Below are 20,177 nucleotides of genomic sequence, written 5' to 3' on the forward strand. Positions count from 1 at the left end.
TTATAATATCACCATATTTATACAAGTTCAATAAAACACGAACATTCATTAACATTTTATCTATATTGTTTTCATTTTGTTAATTATAATAAAAAAGATTGTACAAAAACACCTCAAAAATAAAGTAACTATATCAAAATAATTTTTTGATAAAACTTACAAACATTATGAAAAGAATATCTAATAATTCTCCAAATATGTTTGTAAGTTTTATTATTATATTTGATACAGGCAATTTACTTTTTAGTTCTTATACAATCCTCATAAAGAAACTTAAAATTATTTATTATAATGCTTTATTAAAGCTTGAGTTCCTAAATCTCCAAAACCTTCTCTTTCTAGCTCCTCATAATTTTCTAAAACTTTGCTTAAAATATCTAAATTCACATTATCAGTTAAAGCTTCCTCCTTAGCTAATTTCATATCTTTAATGAAATGTTTTATAAAGAATCCTGGTGCAAAGTCTTCCCCTAAAATTTTAGGAGATACTAATTCTAGTTGCTTACTTCCAGCAGCTCCAGTAGATACTGAATCAAGCATTTTTTTCACATCTAATCCTTTATCCTTGGCATATGCCATGGCTTCACAAACCCCTGATATAGCCCCTGCTATCATTATTTGATTTGCTAACTTAGTGTGTTGTCCAAAGCCAGTTTTTCCCTCATAGTGAATATTAGTTCCCATTGCTTGAAAAATAGGTAAACAAGCTTTATAATCCTCTTCTTCTCCTCCAACTAAAATAGTTAAAGTCCCATTTTTAGCTCCAATATCTCCCCCTGTAACGGGAGCATCTAAGGCTTTTAACCCTTTTTCTTTTGCTTTTTCAAATATTTCAACTGCTAACTTTGGACTTGATGTTGTCATATCAATAACATAAGTTCCTTCTTTAACATTTTCAAGTATTCCATTTTCTCCAAAATAAACTTCTTCAACATCCTTTGGAAAACCTACTATGGTTATTACTGCATCACATCCAGAAACACACTCTTTTATAGTGGGATAAAAATTTGCTCCTTCAGAAATTACATCTAAAACTTTTTCTTTATTTCTAGCAAAAATAGAAACCTCAAAGTCATTTTTCATAAGGTTACGAACCATTGATTTTCCCATTATTCCTACACCAATAAAACCTATTTTCGTCATAAATTCTTTCCTCCTAATATTAAATCCACTTAAGTTATTTATAAAAATTTCAAACTTTATCTATACCATAATAATCTTTCTTTATTCTAAACCTAAAGATTATTTATCAAATAATCCTCCACCATTGTTGCTCTTTCTTCCACCTTGAGCAAATCCAATAGTTTTTTGAGCTCTAACATTAGATTTAGTATTCTTCCCTTTATTCTTTTTTTCTTCTATTAATTTTTTCATCATTTCCATATTCTTGTTCATTATAAATTTCTCCTTTTAATTTCATAATATATAATAAATTTTAATATATTCTTTAAAAGAAATCATCCTAGTTTAAATAGATATGTTGCATATTTTAAACAAAACTTAATTTTAAATTATCTATTATTTAATTTTAACCTTTACTATTTCAGGTCTATTGAATAATCTTGTTATTTTAGTGCTGTTTCCAAGGCCTCTACTAATAATAAGTTTATTTTTATTTCCGTGCATTCCTTCAGTGTATTTAGGAAAAAACCCTTGTCCAGGTGCAACTAATCCTCTTTTAACTATAGGAATTCTAAATTGACCTCCATGTGCATGACCGGAAAACATTATATGAAAATCATATTTTGAATATTCAGCCTCAAAAATTTCTGGGTAATGACTTAAAACAATTTTTAATCCCTCTAAGCTTTCTAAGCTTTTAAAAAGTTTATGAAAATCCTCATATGCATAGCTTCCATTAATTTTTTTAAGTGAAGAATGTAAATCTCCCTTTGGCTTTTCAAACATACCTAAAATATTCACTTTCACTTCATTTAAACTTAAAGTTATAATTTCATTTCTTAAAACTATAACTCCCTTTGACTTTAAACTTTCAAAAATATATTCAGCTTTTTTGCACCTCTGTTCATTGTTTCCTGAGATATAAACAACTTTAACCCTCTTACTTAAGTCACTTAAAAAATCTATTGCACCCTCCATATTTTTAAGACTTGAATCTATCATATCTCCAGTTGCAACAACTAAGTCTGGCTTTTCTTTTAATATTAACCTTTTAAGCTTTTCATTATTTTTTCCAAACTCTTTTCCATGAAGATCTGATAAATGAACCACATTTATATCTTTTCCAATTCCAAAATCAACTTCATAATTAGTTGTGCTTACTCCATTGTTTTCATAATAAAAAAATCCTGTTACTAAAGTTATACCTAATGCGCCTAATAAAATCTCCATAATATCACACCTATACTCTTAAATTTCAGAATAATATTTTTATTTATCTTATTAATATTTATTAAATTTGGCTCTTTATTATTTTTAATTTATAAAATTCTAAGGTTTTATATACTTATAATCTTATAAAATATTCTTATTCTATCACAAATAACTACTTAAGTCTTTAAATATATTTAGTTAAAATACGTATAAAAATCTTTTATAAAAATATAAAGAAATTTATAAACCTTGTATACATTAAATTCATTAATTGTTAATATTTTAAAGTTTAACTCATTTTTATATATAACTAAAAAAAATCCATATGAAAACTTTTAAATACTATAAATGTTAAATTTGTAACAAATATTTAAAGTGTTATAATTTTACATAACGAAAGATAAATTATTATTTGGCCAAATAATATATTTTTATTCTAAAAATTTAATAGTTAAACTTATATTATTTAGGAGTGATTTAAATGAATAAAAATCTTGAAGCAAACAGAAATAGGACTCTTTCTGAAGGAATACACAAAAATATAAAAGTAAGAGCCCCTAAAATTGATAAAACAGCTATAAGTCCTTATGATCGTTATTGTGATGGTTATGGAATGCCAGGAGCTTATGGTAATGGATATGTATCAGTTCTTAAGGTTTCCGTTGGTACAGTTAAAAAAACTGACGATATTTTACTAGATGGTATAGTTTCTTATGATAGAGCTGAAATAAATGATGCTTATGTTGGACAAATTAATATGCTTACAGCTTCATCATTCTGTGGAGTTGCAGGTCAAGTTTGGGGACATGATTTAGCAGCACATGATTCAATTGCTAAGGATGAAATCAAACCTTTATATGAATTAAAACAATTTGATGGAACTCCACTTAAAGTTTATGATGCCAAACCTTTATTAGAAGCTGGTATAGAACTTTTTGGTACAGAAAAAAATAGACGTTTTACAACTGCTCCAGGTGCCCACGTAATATGTGCAAATAAGAGTGCTACAGCTTATAGACCAAAGGAAAATAGACCTTTGAAAGAAGGAGAAGCTTATGGTGTATGGTCATTTATAGCTTTATCACTATCAAATGATAGAGATCACTGTGCTGACTTATTTATAGAAGATGCTGGACTTTGGACAAAGAATGATAATCCAGAAGACCTAAAGAAATTCCTAGAAGATCATAGAAAAGCTGTAACTTGGTCAGTAGTTGAATGTGGTAGAGATTCTCATGTTGTTTTTGAAAGAACTTACATAGGTTTCGCTTATGTAATAATGAAACCTGGTGAAATTGGAAACGCTTTAACTTGCGCTCCTTACGTAACATTGGCAAGAGATGCTGTTCCTTCTGAAGGTTTCCCAAGTTTAAATAGAATTTCTCTTTCTCAATGGTTAGATGATATGAATTTTGATTCTTTAGTTAATCCTAGTAAAAAATAATCAATAATAATTTCTTAAAATAAAATTATTCTAGGAGGAGTTATTATGAATGATAATAAAAAATTAGGCGTAATTGCTCTTGCTGGGGTAGTAATTAGTGCTATGCTGGGTGGAGGTGTTTATAACCTTCCCCAAAACATGGCCCAATCCGCTTCTGCAGGTGCAATATTAATTTCTTGGATAATAACAGGGATAGGAATTTGGTTCATAGCTAACACCTTTAGAATCCTTGCTGCTGCAAGACCTGATGCCACAACAGGTATATATACCTATGGTGAACTTGGTTTTGGAAAATTTACAGGGTTCTTAATGGCCTGGGGATATTGGATATGTAACTCCTTTGCAAATGTTGGCTATGCAGTACTTTTAATGGATTCACTAAACTACTTTTTCCCACCTTACTTTAAGGGCGGTAATAACTGGCTTTCAATAGCATGTGGATCTATTGTTCTTTGGATTATATTCTTTATAGTATTGGCTGGTGTTAAACAAGCAAGTGCTTTAAATGTAATAGGAACAATTGGAAAATTATTACCTTTAGCAATTTTCTTACTAGTTTTATTATTCTCATTTAGATTTTCTACATTCTTTACTGACTTCTGGGGATTAAAAACAGTTGCAAAAGTTCATGATACAAACTTAGGAGGAATATTGCCTCAAGTAAAAAGTACAATGCTTGTAACATTATGGGTATTTACTGGTATTGAAGGTGCCGTTGTTGTTTCTGGAAGAGCTAAATCTCAAAAAGATGTTAGTAAAGCAACATTTTTAGGATTTATTACTTGTCTCTTAATTTATACACTACTTTCATTATTACCACTTGGTGTATATTCACAAGGAGAAATTTCTAAAATGGCTCCACCATCAACAGCTGCAGTATTAATGGATTTAATAGGAAATTGGGGAAGTATTATAATGAACCTTGGTGTAATTATAGCAATATTAAGTTCTTGGCTTATTTGGACTGTAATGCTTTCAGAGTTACCTTTTGCAGCAGCCCAAAGTGGAACATTTCCAAAAATATTTGCTAAAGAAAATAAAAATGAATCACCTTCATTTTCTTTATTAGCATCAACAATCATTATGCAAATAATACTAATACTTGTTCATTTTGCAGGTAACGCATGGAATATGATGCTTAGTATAACAAGTGTTATGGCACTTCCTTGTTATCTTGTTTCTACATTATATTTATTTAAGATAACATATAAAAATGAAAATTATCCAACAGATATCTTTGCCAAAAGAAAATATGCAATGATTACTGCCATATTAGGATCAATTTATGGTGTTTGGTTAATTTACGCTGCTGGAATCAACTATATGCTTATAGCTATAGTTATATATGCTTTAGGAATTCCTGTATTTATAAAAGCTAGACATGAGACTAGTCCTAATGAAAAAGAATTTACTAAAGCTGAGCGTTACTTTGCAATAGTTTTGATAATACTTGCCTTAATAGGCTTAGTATATTTATTTAAATTTATGTAAACTACACACATATCAAAACCCTATCTAAAATTTAAAAGACTTTGGTAACTTTTGAATCCTTGTATTTATTAATAAAACTTCAAAATTCACCAAAGTCTTTTTTTAAAATTATTATATTTATAAAAAAGTGTTGTATAAAGATAACTTTTAATAAAACTTACAAACAGTATGAAGAGAATATCTAGATGAGCTTTAGTAATATCTTCGGAGTAATAATTATAAATTCTTAGCGAAATCTAGTAATTCTCTGAATATGTTTGTAAAGTTTATTATTATCTTTATAAGAAAAGCTATATCAAATATAAAATTTGATATAGCTTTCATATATTGTTACAAATTATTAAACTAATTTATTTAGAACTGATTCACCAATTGTTCCTTCTGGCATTTTTAATCCAAAGTTATCAGCAATTGTTGCTCCAATAGTTGCAAATGTTTTTGGAGTTTCTAATTGTCCATGACCTTTCATTGATGGTGAATAAGCTAAGAATGGTACATACTCACGAGTGTGATCTGTTCCAGTGTATGTTGGGTCATTACCATGGTCAGCTGTTATTATTAATAAATCATCTTCATGTAACTTTTCTAATACTTTTCCTAAGTTAACATCGAATTTTTCTAATTCTTCTGCATAACCTTGAGGATTTCTTCTATGTCCCCATAAAGCATCAAAGTCAACTAAGTTAACAAAGCAGAATCCAGTAAAGTCTCTATCCATTATTTCTAATGTTTGTTCCATACCGTGAACTGAACTCTTAGATTTATTTCCTTCTGTTATTCCTTCTCCATCAAATATATCTTTTATTTTACCAACTGAAATAACATCAAAGTTGTTATCTTTTAATTCATTAAGAACTGTTCTTCCATATGGTTTAAGAGCATAGTCATGTCTATTGCTTGTTCTCTTGAATTCACCTTTTTTACTTCCTAAGTAAGGTCTTGCTATGATTCTTCCAACTTTCCATTCATCTTTAAGAGTTAATTCTCTTGCAATTTCACAGCATCTATATAATTCTTCTAAGCCAAAAGTTTCTTCTTGACCACAAATTTGTAAAACTGAATCTGCTGATGTATAAACTATCATATCTCCAGTTGCAATTTGGTGTTCTCCTAATTCATCTAGGATTTCTGTTCCACTAGCACTCTTGTTTCCTACTATTTTATGACCAGTTCTTGCTGTTAACTCATCTAATAATTCTTGTGGGAATCCAGTATCTGTGAAAGTTTTAAATGGCTTAGTTATGTGTAAGCCCATCATTTCCCAGTGTCCTGTCATTGTATCTTTACCAACACTTGCTTCAGCCATTTTAGCTTGGTATCCTATTGGATTCTCAACTGGAGCTACATGTTTTATTGGGTGTAAGTTTGCTATACCCATTTTTTGAAGATTAGGTATATTAAATGTGTCTACTGATTCAGCAATGTGTCCTAATGTATCAACATTAACATCTCCATATTTTTCTGAATCATTCATTGCACCTATTCCTAATGAATCTATTACTATTGTAAAAATTCTTTTATATTTGCTCATTGTTAAAACCCCCTAAGTGTATTTCCGTATCTATTATAATTTTTAAGATTTTATCTTATGCATTAAGCTCTAAATTCCCTAATAACTAGTAATTCTAAAGCTAAATCAAAAAGATTTTACTAAGAATTACTAAGCTATTAGATAAATTCAACTAAAATTTATAGGTCACTTAAGATCTTATGCGTTATTTTTCATTTTATCTTCTTTAATTAAGTTTCTTATTCCTTCTATTCCTGCTTTTATTGCAAGTTCTGTATCGTGTACTTGAGGATTATCAAGTCCTTCTTTTTGTCTTTCTTGGTTAGCTATAGTTAGGAAAACAGCTCCAACTCTTACTCTTAAATAGCTTCCTACTATAAATAATGCCGCACCTTCCATTTCTGATCCTAAACATCCACATCTTTTCCATGCTTCCCATTTGTTTAATAAATCATAACTTACAGGTTTAGTTTCTGGTGAGTGTTGTCCATAAAAAGAGTCCTTTGATTGAACTACACCAGTATGATAAGGAACTTTTAATTCTTTTGCTCCTTTAACTAAAGCGTTTATTACATCTAAGTTTGCTACTGCTGGGAATTCTATTGGAGCATATTCTCTTGAAGTACCTTCTGCTCTTATAGATCCAGTTGCTATTATAAGATCTCCACCTTTAACGTTTAAATCTATTCCACCACAAGTTCCTACTCTGATGAAAGTGTCTGCTCCACATTTAACTAATTCTTCTAATGCTATTGCAGCTGATGGGCCACCAATACCAGTTGAGGTAACGCTTACTTTTTCTCCATCTAAATATCCAGTATATGTAACATATTCTCTTTTATCTGCTACTAACTTAGCATTGTCTAAGTATTTTGCTATTTTAGCACATCTTTTTGGATCTCCAGGCATTATTACGTATTTTCCAACTTCTCCTGGTGCTACGTCTATATGAAACTGTTTGTCTGAACCTTGTGTATAAATCATTTACATTTCCTCCTAATAACTTGTTTCCTTATAACAATTTTAAACTTGTCTACTTAGTTGTCTATTTTATATTTATATAATACTACACTTTCTAGAAATTATCAAACGTTTACAGAAAATTTTTAAAATTATTTATTGGTTATTAATATAAAATCTTTTATAATTTAAGTAAGTAATACTTTGTCCTACTACAACTTGTTGTAACTTGTCTATTTTTAGGAAGGTGATTTATAAATGGAAATATTAACTGTAAATAAACATAAAGAACTATTGTATGTTACCGTATACGATAAACTTTTTAAGATGATTAACGAAGGAACTTTCCCTGAAAATAGTAGACTTCCTTCTGAACCAGAACTAGCTAAAAGATTAGGTGTTAGTAGAAGTACACTTAGACAAGCTTTAGCCCTGCTTCAAGATTATGGATTAATAAAAAACATTAGAGGTAAAGGAAATTACATAATTAAGGAAAATAAAACTGATACAACAGGTTTAGAAAAAATAGGACATCCAGTCTATAAGTGTTTAGATGTAGATACAAATAATATTGAATTAGATTTTAAAATAGATCCACCCTCAGATTATTATAAAAAGATATTAGGAGATAGTTCTGTAGCAACGGTTTGCATTGATAGATGGTATTTACATGATAATTTAGCTCTAGCTTATTCTTACACAATAATACCTATTGAAGCAATTTCAAAATTTAATATAGATCTATCAGATAAAAATAATTTATTGAAATTCATTGAAGAAGAATCTTATAAAGAATGTTCAAAGATAAAAAGTACTATTAAATTCACTACATCTGGTAACTTTGTAACTAAGCGTCACCCAATTCCAGATGAAAGTCAATTTTATTTAATTGAGGAAGCTATATATTCTAATTCAGAACTTCCAGTTATTTTTAATAAGCATTATCTCCCAATGAAACACAGCACCATTAAAGTAAATCCTATGAAATAAATATTTCATAGGATTTACTTTTATTAAAATGCTGTAAAACCACCATCTACTGGCATAAATATTCCAGTTACATTACTTGCTTCTGGTGATGCTAAGAATAATATCACATCGGCAACTTCTTCTGCTCTTGCTACTCTATTTTGAGGAGAGGTAACTTTTCCTGATACTATTCCCCCTTCAATTTTAACTCCTGCCTTTTCAGCAGCCTCTCTTTTATTTCTTAAAAATTCTAAAGCTTCATGATACATTGGAGTATCTGTAGTTCCTGGATTTACTGCATTTACTTTTATACCATATCTAGCATAATCCAATGCCATATTTCTAGTAAGTCCATTTAATCCATGTTTAGATGTTACATAAGCAGAATGTCCTGGAAATCCAGTTAAACCTGCAACAGAAGAAACATTAACAATAGCTCCTCCTTTATTTTGCTTTATCATCTCTTTAATACCATAATGAGAACAATGAAATGCTATCATTATATTGCAATCCAAAACATTTCTAAACATCTCTTCACTCATCTCGTGTACTGGTGCTGGTGTTCCTGTAATTCCAGCATTATTTATTAAAATATCCAAGCCACCAAATTTTTTTATAGCAGTATCTATTACTTTCTTACAATTTTCTCCTACTCTTAGATCACATATTAAAAACTCAACATTAGAAGTTATTTCTCTAATTTCTTTTAGAGTTTCTTTACTCATCTCTTCTTTTCTATCTGCTAAAACTAATTTAGCTCCTTCTTTAGCTGCTCTTAAAGCCACAGCCTTTCCTATCCCCCCAGCTGCTCCTGTAATAATCATTACTTTGTCACTAAATCTTCCATTAATTATCTTACTCATAAACTTCTATTATCATAAAATATAAATATATATTTTATAATAACAACTCACCTCCAATAAACTCCAATAAACCCATTATATTATTAAGTAATATATACTCTAATAAATCTAATGTCAACACATATTAAAATGGCTTATTTACTCTAATTTGCACATTTTTATAATAATATTTGCCCCCTAACATATCTTAAAATATAACTCTTTTTTAAAGTTCTTTTGTTAGTGAATATTTCTTATAATTAGACCAATAATAAACTTTAAAATATTTAATTGTAAATTTATTAAAATAATGATTTCTTTCAGTTATTTGAAAAATACATATAAGTTATCGTAATAATAAAGTAACCTAAATTTTACTTTTTTTATGATATACTAAATTATTGTAAACAAAATTTATTAGTAAGGAGATTTAAAAGATGAGAAAAATAAAACACAAAGGATTCCTAATAGCTCTAGTTTCTGCACTAATTATAAGTTCATCTTTCATTGCTTGTGACATGAAAGCCAATAAAAGCAATGTAGAAAGTGAAAAAGCTAATTTAGAAAATAACAAAACAGATGATGCTTCTAGCAATAAGGAAAATTCTACAAATAATAATGATGAAAAATCAAGCTCAAATGCTGAAGATACTAAGAATAGATTTGAAGGGTTAAAAACTACTTCTGCAGATATGAATATTCCTGTTTTATGTTACCATGATGTAACTCCAAACAACCCTGATAATAATGAACTTCTAGTAAATCCTGAAAAATTCAAAGAACAACTTCAATATTTAAAGGATAATAATTATACACCTATAACTTTAGATGAACTTTATGATTATCTAAGAAATAATAAGCCTATCCCTGAAAAGCCTGTTGTTATAACCATTGATGATGGATATAAAGGTAACTATGAATATGCTTATCCTTTACTAAAAGAATTTAAGTTTCCTGCTACAATATTTGTAATTTCAAATTATGTTGGAGCACAGGATTATATGACTGCTGAACAATTAAAAGAAATGTCTAATAACGGCATAGAAATAGAAAGCCATACTTTTAAACATGATGACTTATCTACATTAGATGAAGCTAAACAACTTGAAACTCTAAAAGATTCTAAAGTAGCTTTAGAAAAAATCATTGGAAAACCTGTAGATTTTGTTGCTTATCCTTTTGGAAGATATAATTCTAGTACTAGAGTTGCATCAGAAAAAGCTGGATATAAATTAGGTTTTAATTTAAATGGAAACTTTGCTGACAGAAAAGATAATAATTTCAACATTGATAGAATTTATGTTAGTAATAATGATTCATTACAAAAATTCGAAAGTAGATTAACTGGTAAATAATTTTTATTCAGAAAAATAAATAACTTATTCTGAATGAAAATCTTAAAGCTCTAACTGGAAATAAAATTTTCAGTTAGAGCTTTAAAATAATCAAATTTAAATAAATTTTTAGTTTAATCTAATAATTACATTATTGTTCTAAATAACTTACCCTTTCGATCTTCTCCCAATGATTTTTTTTAGTTCTATATTTAAATATAGCAACTATTCTAAATATGGAACACATTTGTCTATAACCAAAAGCTTCTAAAAAACTAAACAATATAAGTTTAATTTTATCTTTAATTCTTAAGTTTATATTAAAAAAATATTCTTCTGAAAAAATTGATGATATAGATATTAGGGAACTATAAAAAATGTAAATACCCATAAAAGTAATAAAAAACTTTAAATTTATAAACCCAGTAAAATAAGATATAAATAAAAATACAACTCCAAATACTTCAATCAAGCAAGATAACATTTCATAAATAAAATAATATAAGAATGAAAATACTCCTACTAAGCCATATTTTATATTTAAAAAAATGTATTTATGCTCAGCCAAACTTTGCATAAGCCCCATATGCCATCTTTTTCTTTGGCTTTTTAAATCTTTAAGCTTTTCAGGCGCTTGAGACCAACAAATAGCATTTGGTGTATATTGTATACTATATTTATTTTCATTCTTTTTATTAAATGAGTGTAACTTCATAACAAGTTCCATATCCTCTCCAATACTATTAGAATTATATCCTCCTACATTTATTACAGAGCTTTTCTTAAACAATCCAAAAGCACCAGATATTATAAGATTTCCATTAAATTTATTGAACCAAACCCTTGTTGTCAAAAAGACTCTATAGTACTCTATTATTTGAAAAATAATTAACCATTTTTTAGGGAGTCTATTTTTCTTAACTATGCCATTTTCTAATAAAACATTATTAGAAATTTTTACATTTCCCCCAACAGCTATTGTATTTTCATTTTCAATAAAAGGAACAACTATGTTGCTTAAAGAATCCCTTTGCAATACAGAATCTGCATCTAATGTTAGAAACAATGGATATGTTGAAGCATTAATACCCATATTTAAAGCATCTGCTTTCCCCCCATTTTCTTTGTTTATCAAAGTTATATTTACCTTCTCAAACCCTTCATAAATATCAATTATTTTATTACAATTTATTGATTTTCTAATAGGCCTCTGGACCTTTTTTAAGCCAAACCTATTAATTAATACTTCCAAAGTTTTATCCTTAGACCCATCATTAACTATTATTATTTCATATTCTGGGTACTCTAATGCTAATAAAGAATCTATACATTTTAAGATAGTTCTTTCTTCATTATAAGCAGGAACTAAAATAGAAATAGGTGTATAATTTTTCTTATCATAAATATTTATTGTACTATTAAATCTTTTCTTTAAATTAAATTCATATAAATCTATAATTGAATATACAGTTGATATAAAGAATATTACTGCATAAATAAATATATAATACATAAAAAATAAATTTATAAAATCAACTATTTTTTCTAACATGACAAAGTAATTCTTTCCTCCTTATAATTTAAAATTTTATTATATAAAGTATTATTTTTTTTCTGTAGAACATATAATAAAATTTCTTTAGCATACACATCTTCTTCATTTAAAACTTCTTCAATGAGTTCCTTAGTACAGTTATTTTCTAAAATACTTGATGCTGAATTTAGTCTAACATACCAATTTTTATCCTTAAGAGATTTTTTTAAGCTATTTTCCACTTCAAAGGAATAATACTTAGAAAGACTCTTTGCCGCTATTGCTCTTTCTTCCCACCATTTAGATGCTAATAGTTTAATCAATTCCACATAAGCTTCATCATAATAATTCTTTTCAAAATATTTTATTATACTTATCCTTACTTCCTTATTACTTTCATCTTTTAATTTCATCAAAAGAATTTCTTTTAAAAAATCATTTTTATTTTTAGAAAAGCTATTTATTATAAGGCATTGCATTTTAGTATTTAATTCATTTAAAATCCTTGCCAGTTCTCTATTTATTTCATGACTATTTTTAAATTTATCAATAATCTCAATAAAAACCTTATCATTTATATATATCCTATTTTTAGACATATAGATTAAAGCCTCAATGAATTTATCCCCTTTACCAATATTAGCTATTGAATTTAAAGCATTATATCTTACATAAATAGATTTATCATTTAAGCATTCCATTAAAAAATTTTGTATTTTAAAAGAATCTATTTTATATAATCCTAAATTAAATATAAAATAACACTTTCTTATTGAATCCTTTTTTGCATATTTTTCAATTTCATTTTCTATTATTTCTAAAAAGTTATACATAAAGATTGATATGTCATATTTAACTTCTTGATTATTACTTAATTCTGAAATTATTCTATTAAAAGCTTGTCTACTTTTACTTTTTTTTAAAATTTTCTCCACATATAAAATTTCATCTTTGGAAAGCTTATTATTTTTAGTTACTTTTAGAAGCTGTTTTTTTATACCTTCTCTAATCTCTTGCTCCATTTTGTCTACTTTTTTCTCTCTTCTTTTAGTAGCTCTTTTTTCAAATTTTATATATATTATTGATATAAATATTACATATATAAAAAGGATTAAAGAAAAAAATATATATGATACTATTTTCATATTTCCTCCTTATTTTTTATTAAACTCTTCTTTAAGCATATAATAAGACTCCTTAAGCCTTTCATGATATTTAGGCTTTACCCATGAAGTCAAATTAAACTTTTTAGAATCTATTCGTGAACTTTCTCCATTATTATTTTTTATTGTGACACCAACATTTATATAATCTATTTTCTTAGAATCAAAAGAAAATGTTTTATAAAAATCATCTATTATACTTTTAGTTGATGGATCCTTAAAATTTAATAACCCCCATGGAATTCTAAGTTCTATATAATTATTATTAATATAATAATCAGCAACTGAATTAAACTCTTCACTTTTAGGATTTCCATTTCCTAAAACTAACTTTCCTGTCTCATAAGATTTAGCATCTTTAAATGTATTAGTTACCTCCGAATAACTTTTTTCTTTAGATGGAAGCCTTACTACTGAAAATCTTTCACCATTTTTTTGTACATCAATTTTATTAGGATCTACCTTTAATTCATTTCTATTTTCTATAAACTTAAATGTATCATAATATTCATGGACTAATACCTTACTATCTTCTTTCCCTAAATCTATTATGAAATCCACATTATTTTCAAAGGTTAAATCTTTTTCATCATATTTATTAACTCCAGAATTAGGAGTTACATCCAAATCAATGTATACCCTATCCTGTTCATCTATAGGTTTATTAAGTTCTACTAGAAAATATAAATATTTTTCATCATATTTCATAGAAAGATTTACTCCATTATTACTTCCCAATATATCGTTATATCCCCATTCATTTATACTTTCATCTGGATAAGAAGTTTCCTTTTCATCCCCTGGCTCAAAGGAAATAAGTCCAAAATTTTGACTAAATACTTGAGCATTACTCCAATAAGCACTCTTATCTAAAATAAATAACTCTTTTGTGTTCCAAGATGATCTATACCAACTATCTTGCCATTCAAATAATATTCCTCCTACACATCCAGATTCTTTAATTGCTTTATATGTTTCTATTAACATATTTCCCTGCTCTTTTTCAGTTATATATCCATTTTCATCACTTTTAATAAAGTCACCAGCCATTCTTCCTGATGGAACTGAATACTCAGATATAAGGACAGGTACACTATGATACTTATTTAACTCAGTAAAATATTGATGTAAAATATCATTATTTATTAAAGAATCATTTTTTAATATAGAAATGTTATAAGATGCCATTATTCCAGATTTAAACTTCTCTGTTTTTTGAATATTTTCAATATCAATAAATCTTTTTTCTTTATTCTTTTTATTTACATATCCATCTCTTACTAATTTCATTATGTCATCTTCAACTGAAACAAAGCTTATAATTCTTTGTTCCTTATAGTTTTTACTCTCGTATTCTACTAAATAATCAGCTAAATAACTTAAATACTTTTCTGTATCCGAAGCACCAATTTTACTCTGTATGTACTCTCCATTAAATTCTGGTAAATCATTCATTATCTCAGAATAAATAACATCATCATAAGCCAATTCATTTCCTATGGTATAACCAATCACATATTGAGAAATATTAGTTTCATAAATTTTTTTAGAATTACTGCTTAAAATTGGAATCTTATTACCATGTATTGCATCCACAGTTGTTTCTATGTTTTTTTTAAATTCATCTGAAACTTTTTCTCCTTGAATATCTTCTCCATCATCTATTTCTACTTCATTTAATGATATTCCTTGCAATAAATAAAGTGGTTTCTTATTATTTAAATTAAACTCATATAAAGCTTCATAAAAGTCTTTATTCATAAGACCTTGAACTCTTAAACAATTTAAATTTAATTCACCTATATCTTTAAACCATCTAATATAGTCTTCCTTATTGGCTTTAAAATCTCCTGGAAAGCTTCCAGGCTTAGTAGAACTAATATTTATTCCATTTATACTAACCTTGTCATCTCCTAAAAAAACTTCCTTATCAATTATTTTTGAAAGAATATTAATATCCTTTTTGTTATAAGCCATTTTCCCTATAAAGTTAATTCCTATTAAGACAAAGAAAAATGTAAAAATACTAAAAATTAAAAATTTCTTCATTTATATTTCTCCTTTACTCTGTCCATTTATAAAGTTTTTCTATATTTTCATCCATCCATCTTCCCCTATTTATTAAAAATACCTTAAGCATTTCTATTTCTTCTCCATAGGAAGTTGCCATGTTTTCTGTTGATTTGAAAAGACTGGTATTATTCTTTAAATATTCGTCTAACTTTTTAGGATCATCCTCAAACTTAGAAAAATCATTTCTATAATCTTTAAACATCTCAAATTGATTACACATATATATAGGCCAAACTTCAAAATTTCTCTTAGGAGCTTCTCCTAACATTTTTACAGTATTATCTATAAAATCAATTAAATACTCATCACCTAAATAAGTCTTTCTAAGTAATTTATATCTATTAACTACCTTTTCAACAAAATTTTTGTCTTCCATAAGCCTATCAAACCAAGCAGTTCTATTCATATAGAAGCCTTTATAATCATAATAAGGACTTAAAACATCACTATTTCCCATAGAAGCATTAAAATCCCATACTGGACCAGCCTTAATCTTTTCTCCAAAGTCTTTATAAATATAGGTACTTAATATTCCAGCATCTGTATTATTAAAGAATTAATTTATAATATAATAATCTACAAATGTATCTACATCTATGTACTTTTGATATCCACTATTCTTATTATTAAATTCATTAGAATATAGACTTCTTTCAAATATACTTATGGCCTTGTTTATATAATTTTTCTGCCCTTCAGTTAAACTCTTTTTAGGATATGATGCTAAAATAGGATAATCATATAAATATGCTTCTTTTCCATAATTATTAAAAATAATATCCTTTTCCTTAGGATTATTTTTTTCAACTATAAAACTAGTCTCAACCCTTGATGGATTACTTTTTGAGATATTAACACGATTTTTATTTCTCTTTATCTGTTCAATCATAAGAAATACTCCCTTATAGTGATTGGCACTTATCTCTTTCCCATCATCAACTATAAATGCTTCACAAAATTTAGCTCTTGGAGCATACTCCATTATTTTCCCAGATATACTGTAAGCCATGTAATTTCTCAAAAGAGACTTGTCCTCAAAAGGAGCATTTAAAATCCATTCTGATTCCTTTGGCATACCTAATATCTCTTCTTCTTTTTTATTTCCACTCTCATCAATCAAATCTATACTATATTGTTTTTTAGGTACTCTCCTAGTAGTATTTCCTCTTATTTTTATTTGTATATCAGATTCTAAAACTGGTTCATCATTTAAATTATTTATATTTCCTTCTGAATCATATATTTTTATAGTTCCTTTTATACTCTCATTCCCATTTATTTTTTCTCCATTGGTGTCTATAACTACTAGTGGGAGGTTATAACCTTCTTTTTTTGTGCTTTCCATTTCTAAAGAATATTTATTGACTTCAGCTTTACTATTTACTGATTCTTTCTCTTTAAAGGTTTCACTAGTACATCCAATGAAAAAAATAAACGATAATATCTGAATAAATACTATAAAAAATATTCTTTTCAACTTCATATTAACCCAATGTTTCTCCATTTTGAGCAACTATATTAACTGCTGAAACCCCCTCAATTGCATATAACTCCTTTAAAATCCCTCTATCGTCATCCTTTTTTATCTTTATTTGATAAACTAACTCTATACTATTTCCTGTTGAATTTTTAGCTCTTAATTGTCCAGATTTAAAAGCCTTAAAAACACAACTCATCATATCTTCTTCTTTTTCTCTTATTCCTCGTATTATTAAAATATATCTATCTTCTTTTCCTAACCCACCTATACTTATTAAAAATATTATTACACTTAAGAATAGAGCTCCTACTATAGCTATTACATAACTTTGTGTTCCTACACATATTCCTGTTGAAATAGCCCAAAATATGTACATTGTATCTCTAGGATCCTTAACAGCAGTACGGAAACGCACAATAGATAAGGCTCCAACCATACCTAAAGATAATGCTATATTACTTCCTATAACAATCATAACCATACTTGTAATTAAAACCATCATAACAAGTGATACGTTAAATTTTTTGTTATACATAACACCACTATAGGTTCTTTTATAGGTTAGAAATATTATTAAACTTATAATTAAAGCCACAAATAAAATTTCAAATGCTTTAAATGCTCCAATTTCACTACTATTACTTATTAAATAATCATATAATTTTTCTTTCATCCTGTTTACCTCTCATTTCTTAAGTTTAAGCTAAGTAATTTTCAAAAAATCTTCTTGAAGCACAATATTTACTCATGGATTGATTTACTGCCTCTCTTCCATTAACTATTTGAGATATCCAGCAAAAAAAATCACCATCATATTTTACCTCTAAAAGTCCATCATAATGAGTAAATACAGGTGTTAAAAACACCTCCTCAGAAAACAAATCAAAATCAGTTTCACTAGCTCTTATATTGCTATCTAATGTAACTCTTATACTATTTTCTTCATGTATATATGCTCGTCTATTATATTCTACTAAAACAACAGGTTGATATTGTCCTATTGTCATTATGTTATAAGCAGCTTCTGCAATTGGACTATTATATTTTAATAAAACATCATACTCTTTATTTATTAAAGCTATTGCATCTTCTCTACTTATACTTAAAGTTTCCTTTTTTTGATTAATATTAAATTTTCTTTTTATTTCTAATTTAACCCATTGACAATCTGTTCTATATATCCTAAGTCTAATTTTTTTTCTAACCTCCTCTCCTCCAAGTTTGGCATAATAATCACAATTATCTATGGAATCAAAATATAAACTTCTAATACTGTATCCATAATTTCCATTATTTTTATCTGGAATCAGTATTTTTTTTAATAAATTTTCTAATTTGTAATAATCAAATTCGCTTATTACATATTTTAATTCTCTCCTGTTTACAATCATCTTAGGCTCCTTTCTTGTTTTTATATAATTAAAATAAATAGCTTTATTTTCCCAAAAACGGTCGTTTTTGGGAACACAAAGCCATAAATGTAATAATGATTTAAATATATTCTTCTAAGTCAATAATCTGGAAATAAAATTAGAATTTTAATGATAGTTTTAAAGATGTAGAATATTTATAAGTTTGAATCAAAAACGACCGTTTTAGGGAATGATTAATTAAAATTTACATAATTAATTTTTAGATTTTGTTAAGATATCTGTAAATCGTGGATTTACTGACTTTTGTTAATTCTGTTATCTCTGATATTTTATACTTTTTACTATTATACATTTGAATGGCTAAATTTATATCTTGTTTACTTTTAGGAGGTCTTCCACCTTTTTTCCCTCTTGCACGGGAGGCAATAAGTCCTTCAATTGTACGTTGAGAAATAAGATCTCTTTCAAATTGACTAATACCTGCAAAAATAGTAAACATTAATTTTCCTTGAGGAGTCGTAGTATCAAGCCAAGATTCTTTAAGTGATTTAATATGAGCACCTTTTTCTTCGACTTTTTCTACTATACTAAAAAGTTCTTTAACACTTCTACTTAATCTTGTAAGATCAGTAATTATAATAATATCTCCTATATTAAGAGAAGATATTAATTTATTAAGCTCTGGCCGTTCATTTTTTATACCAGATATTTTTTCTGCAAAAATTTTATCACAATTAACAGAATTTAATATATCTAATTGTCTGTTTAAATTTTGTTCTTCTGTACTTACTCTTGCGTATCCCAATTTCATTAAATCACCTATTAAATTAATTTTTACTCAAATTAACATATATAATTTTATATTACAATTAAAATTAAAAAATTTCAATATGAAATTATTATTAATAAATAAAATTTTGTATTTAAAAATATTTTAACATAAGATTAAGGCTTAGGTAAATATTACATAAACCTTAATCAATATCTTTTTAAGCAACTTCAGTATTTGGAACCAATAGATTTACACTATCTATTCCTTTGAAATTTATAAGGTTATCTATTAATAAATTTTCTTTAGATTTTGATGTATTTATTTCATAAACTAATTCAAATGAATCACTTAATATATTTTTAGCTTTAATATTAGTTTTTATTTTCTCTTTTAAAAATATTTCTTCAATATTATTTAGATTTACATTTTGTCCTCTTATTACAAGTAATAATTTATTATCCTTTAATCTAAGCTTACTTGTAGTAATCATTAAAATAGATAGTATTATTGAGCTTACTCCACATAAAAATATAGCTCCTGTAGCTGATGCTAGTCCAGCAAATATACTCCAAAATATAAAACCTATATCTCTTGTATCTTTTACATTTGTTCTAAATCTTACTAAAGATAATGATCCTAACATCCCTAATGAAACAGCTAAATTTATCTGTACTAATTCCATAAGCACAGTTGTAATAAATGTTATCATAATAAGAGTTGTATTAAACTTCTTATTATAATTTAAAGTATCGTATGATGCTTTATATGTAAAATAAATAATTGTTGAAAAGATTAAAGATATAAAAATAGTTTTTAAAATTACATTTGGATTTTTTGCATGTTGAACTAATGAAGTTAAATCATTTATATTAAAATTTCCACTTAAAATTTGACTCAT

Annotated in this window: 17 protein-coding genes and 1 pseudogene; 4 read left to right on the forward strand and 14 right to left on the reverse strand. The window is 26.9% G+C overall.

Translation table 11 applies throughout. The features are described from left to right. Positions 1 to 279: 279 nt before the first annotated feature. The 3 genes from QP548_RS11210 to QP548_RS11220 form a co-directional block, all read right to left on the reverse strand. Entirely contained in the window at positions 280 to 1,143 is an 864-nt protein-coding gene (locus tag QP548_RS11210; protein ID WP_061426323.1) for an NAD(P)-dependent oxidoreductase, read from the reverse strand. 99 nt (positions 1,144 to 1,242) lie between these two features. Further along, positions 1,243 to 1,395 carry a hypothetical protein gene (locus tag QP548_RS11215; RefSeq protein WP_003455666.1) on the reverse strand — a complete coding sequence of 51 codons (153 nt, stop codon included), beginning with the start codon at positions 1,393 to 1,395 and terminating at the stop codon, positions 1,243 to 1,245. Positions 1,396 to 1,518: 123 nt separating this feature from the next. Next, on the reverse strand, positions 1,519 to 2,352 hold the full coding sequence (locus tag QP548_RS11220) for a metallophosphoesterase (RefSeq protein WP_061426322.1): 834 nt from the start codon (positions 2,350 to 2,352) through the stop codon (positions 1,519 to 1,521). A 463-nt stretch (positions 2,353 to 2,815) separates the two neighbouring features. Between QP548_RS11220 and hdcA the strand changes: the two genes are divergently transcribed. Further along, positions 2,816 to 3,778, forward strand: coding sequence for a histidine decarboxylase, pyruvoyl type (gene hdcA, locus QP548_RS11225; RefSeq protein WP_061426321.1), 963 nt, complete (start codon positions 2,816 to 2,818; stop codon positions 3,776 to 3,778). 45 nt (positions 3,779 to 3,823) lie between these two features. Further along, positions 3,824 to 5,269 (forward strand): basic amino acid/polyamine antiporter, encoded by a 1,446-nt coding sequence (locus QP548_RS11230; RefSeq protein WP_061426320.1) that lies wholly within the window; start codon positions 3,824 to 3,826, stop codon positions 5,267 to 5,269. A gap of 340 nt (positions 5,270 to 5,609) precedes the next feature. On the opposite strand, the gene QP548_RS11235 is transcribed toward QP548_RS11230, so the two are convergent. Next, positions 5,610 to 6,800, reverse strand: a complete 1,191-nt coding sequence (locus QP548_RS11235; RefSeq protein ID WP_061426319.1) for a phosphopentomutase — start codon at positions 6,798 to 6,800, stop codon at positions 5,610 to 5,612. A gap of 177 nt (positions 6,801 to 6,977) precedes the next feature. Next, positions 6,978 to 7,763: a uridine phosphorylase gene (gene udp, locus QP548_RS11240; protein ID WP_057230623.1), complete on the reverse strand. Its 786-nt coding sequence runs from the start codon at positions 7,761 to 7,763 to the stop codon at positions 6,978 to 6,980. Positions 7,764 to 7,997: 234 nt separating this feature from the next. On the opposite strand from udp, the gene QP548_RS11245 reads away from it, so the two are divergent. After that, positions 7,998 to 8,729 (forward strand): GntR family transcriptional regulator, encoded by a 732-nt coding sequence (locus QP548_RS11245; protein WP_075809088.1) that lies wholly within the window; start codon positions 7,998 to 8,000, stop codon positions 8,727 to 8,729. 23 nt (positions 8,730 to 8,752) lie between these two features. On the opposite strand, the gene QP548_RS11250 is transcribed toward QP548_RS11245, so the two are convergent. Beyond that, positions 8,753 to 9,571: an SDR family NAD(P)-dependent oxidoreductase gene (locus QP548_RS11250; RefSeq protein WP_061426317.1), complete on the reverse strand. Its 819-nt coding sequence runs from the start codon at positions 9,569 to 9,571 to the stop codon at positions 8,753 to 8,755. 416 nt (positions 9,572 to 9,987) lie between these two features. Between QP548_RS11250 and QP548_RS11255 the strand changes: the two genes are divergently transcribed. After that, positions 9,988 to 10,905 carry a polysaccharide deacetylase family protein gene (locus QP548_RS11255; RefSeq protein WP_061426316.1) on the forward strand — a complete coding sequence of 306 codons (918 nt, stop codon included), beginning with the start codon at positions 9,988 to 9,990 and terminating at the stop codon, positions 10,903 to 10,905. A gap of 130 nt (positions 10,906 to 11,035) precedes the next feature. Here QP548_RS11255 and QP548_RS11260 read toward each other — a convergent pair whose 3' ends face one another. The 8 genes and pseudogenes from QP548_RS11260 to QP548_RS11295 all read right to left on the reverse strand — a co-directional run bounded on the left by QP548_RS11260 (position 11,036) and on the right by QP548_RS11295 (position 20,177). After that, positions 11,036 to 12,436, reverse strand: a complete 1,401-nt coding sequence (locus QP548_RS11260) for a glycosyltransferase family 2 protein (RefSeq protein ID WP_061426315.1) — start codon at positions 12,434 to 12,436, stop codon at positions 11,036 to 11,038. Then, entirely contained in the window at positions 12,430 to 13,563 is a 1,134-nt protein-coding gene (locus QP548_RS11265; protein WP_061426314.1) for a HEAT repeat domain-containing protein, read from the reverse strand. Before QP548_RS11265 ends, QP548_RS11260 begins: the two co-directional genes overlap by 7 nt. 9 nt (positions 13,564 to 13,572) lie before the next feature. Next, positions 13,573 to 15,630 carry a hypothetical protein gene (locus QP548_RS11270; RefSeq protein WP_061426313.1) on the reverse strand — a complete coding sequence of 686 codons (2,058 nt, stop codon included), beginning with the start codon at positions 15,628 to 15,630 and terminating at the stop codon, positions 13,573 to 13,575. Positions 15,631 to 15,643: 13 nt separating this feature from the next. Next, positions 15,644 to 17,158: pseudogene (locus QP548_RS11275) on the reverse strand (CotH kinase family protein). Then, positions 17,139 to 17,807: a DUF4956 domain-containing protein gene (locus QP548_RS11280; RefSeq protein WP_061426312.1), complete on the reverse strand. Its 669-nt coding sequence runs from the start codon at positions 17,805 to 17,807 to the stop codon at positions 17,139 to 17,141. Before QP548_RS11280 ends, QP548_RS11275 begins: the two are co-directional and overlap by 20 nt. Before the next feature lie 25 nt (positions 17,808 to 17,832). Next, on the reverse strand, positions 17,833 to 18,525 hold the full coding sequence (locus tag QP548_RS11285; protein ID WP_061426311.1) for a polyphosphate polymerase domain-containing protein: 693 nt from the start codon (positions 18,523 to 18,525) through the stop codon (positions 17,833 to 17,835). A 241-nt stretch (positions 18,526 to 18,766) separates the two neighbouring features. Next, positions 18,767 to 19,318 (reverse strand): recombinase family protein, encoded by a 552-nt coding sequence (locus tag QP548_RS11290; protein WP_061426310.1) that lies wholly within the window; start codon positions 19,316 to 19,318, stop codon positions 18,767 to 18,769. Positions 19,319 to 19,496: 178 nt separating this feature from the next. Next, positions 19,497 to 20,177, reverse strand: a complete 681-nt coding sequence (locus QP548_RS11295) for a DUF4956 domain-containing protein (protein ID WP_061426309.1) — start codon at positions 20,175 to 20,177, stop codon at positions 19,497 to 19,499.

The organism is Clostridium sp. UMB9555A (genome assembly GCF_030222355.1).
Classification (GTDB): domain Bacteria; phylum Bacillota; class Clostridia; order Clostridiales; family Clostridiaceae; genus Sarcina; species Sarcina perfringens.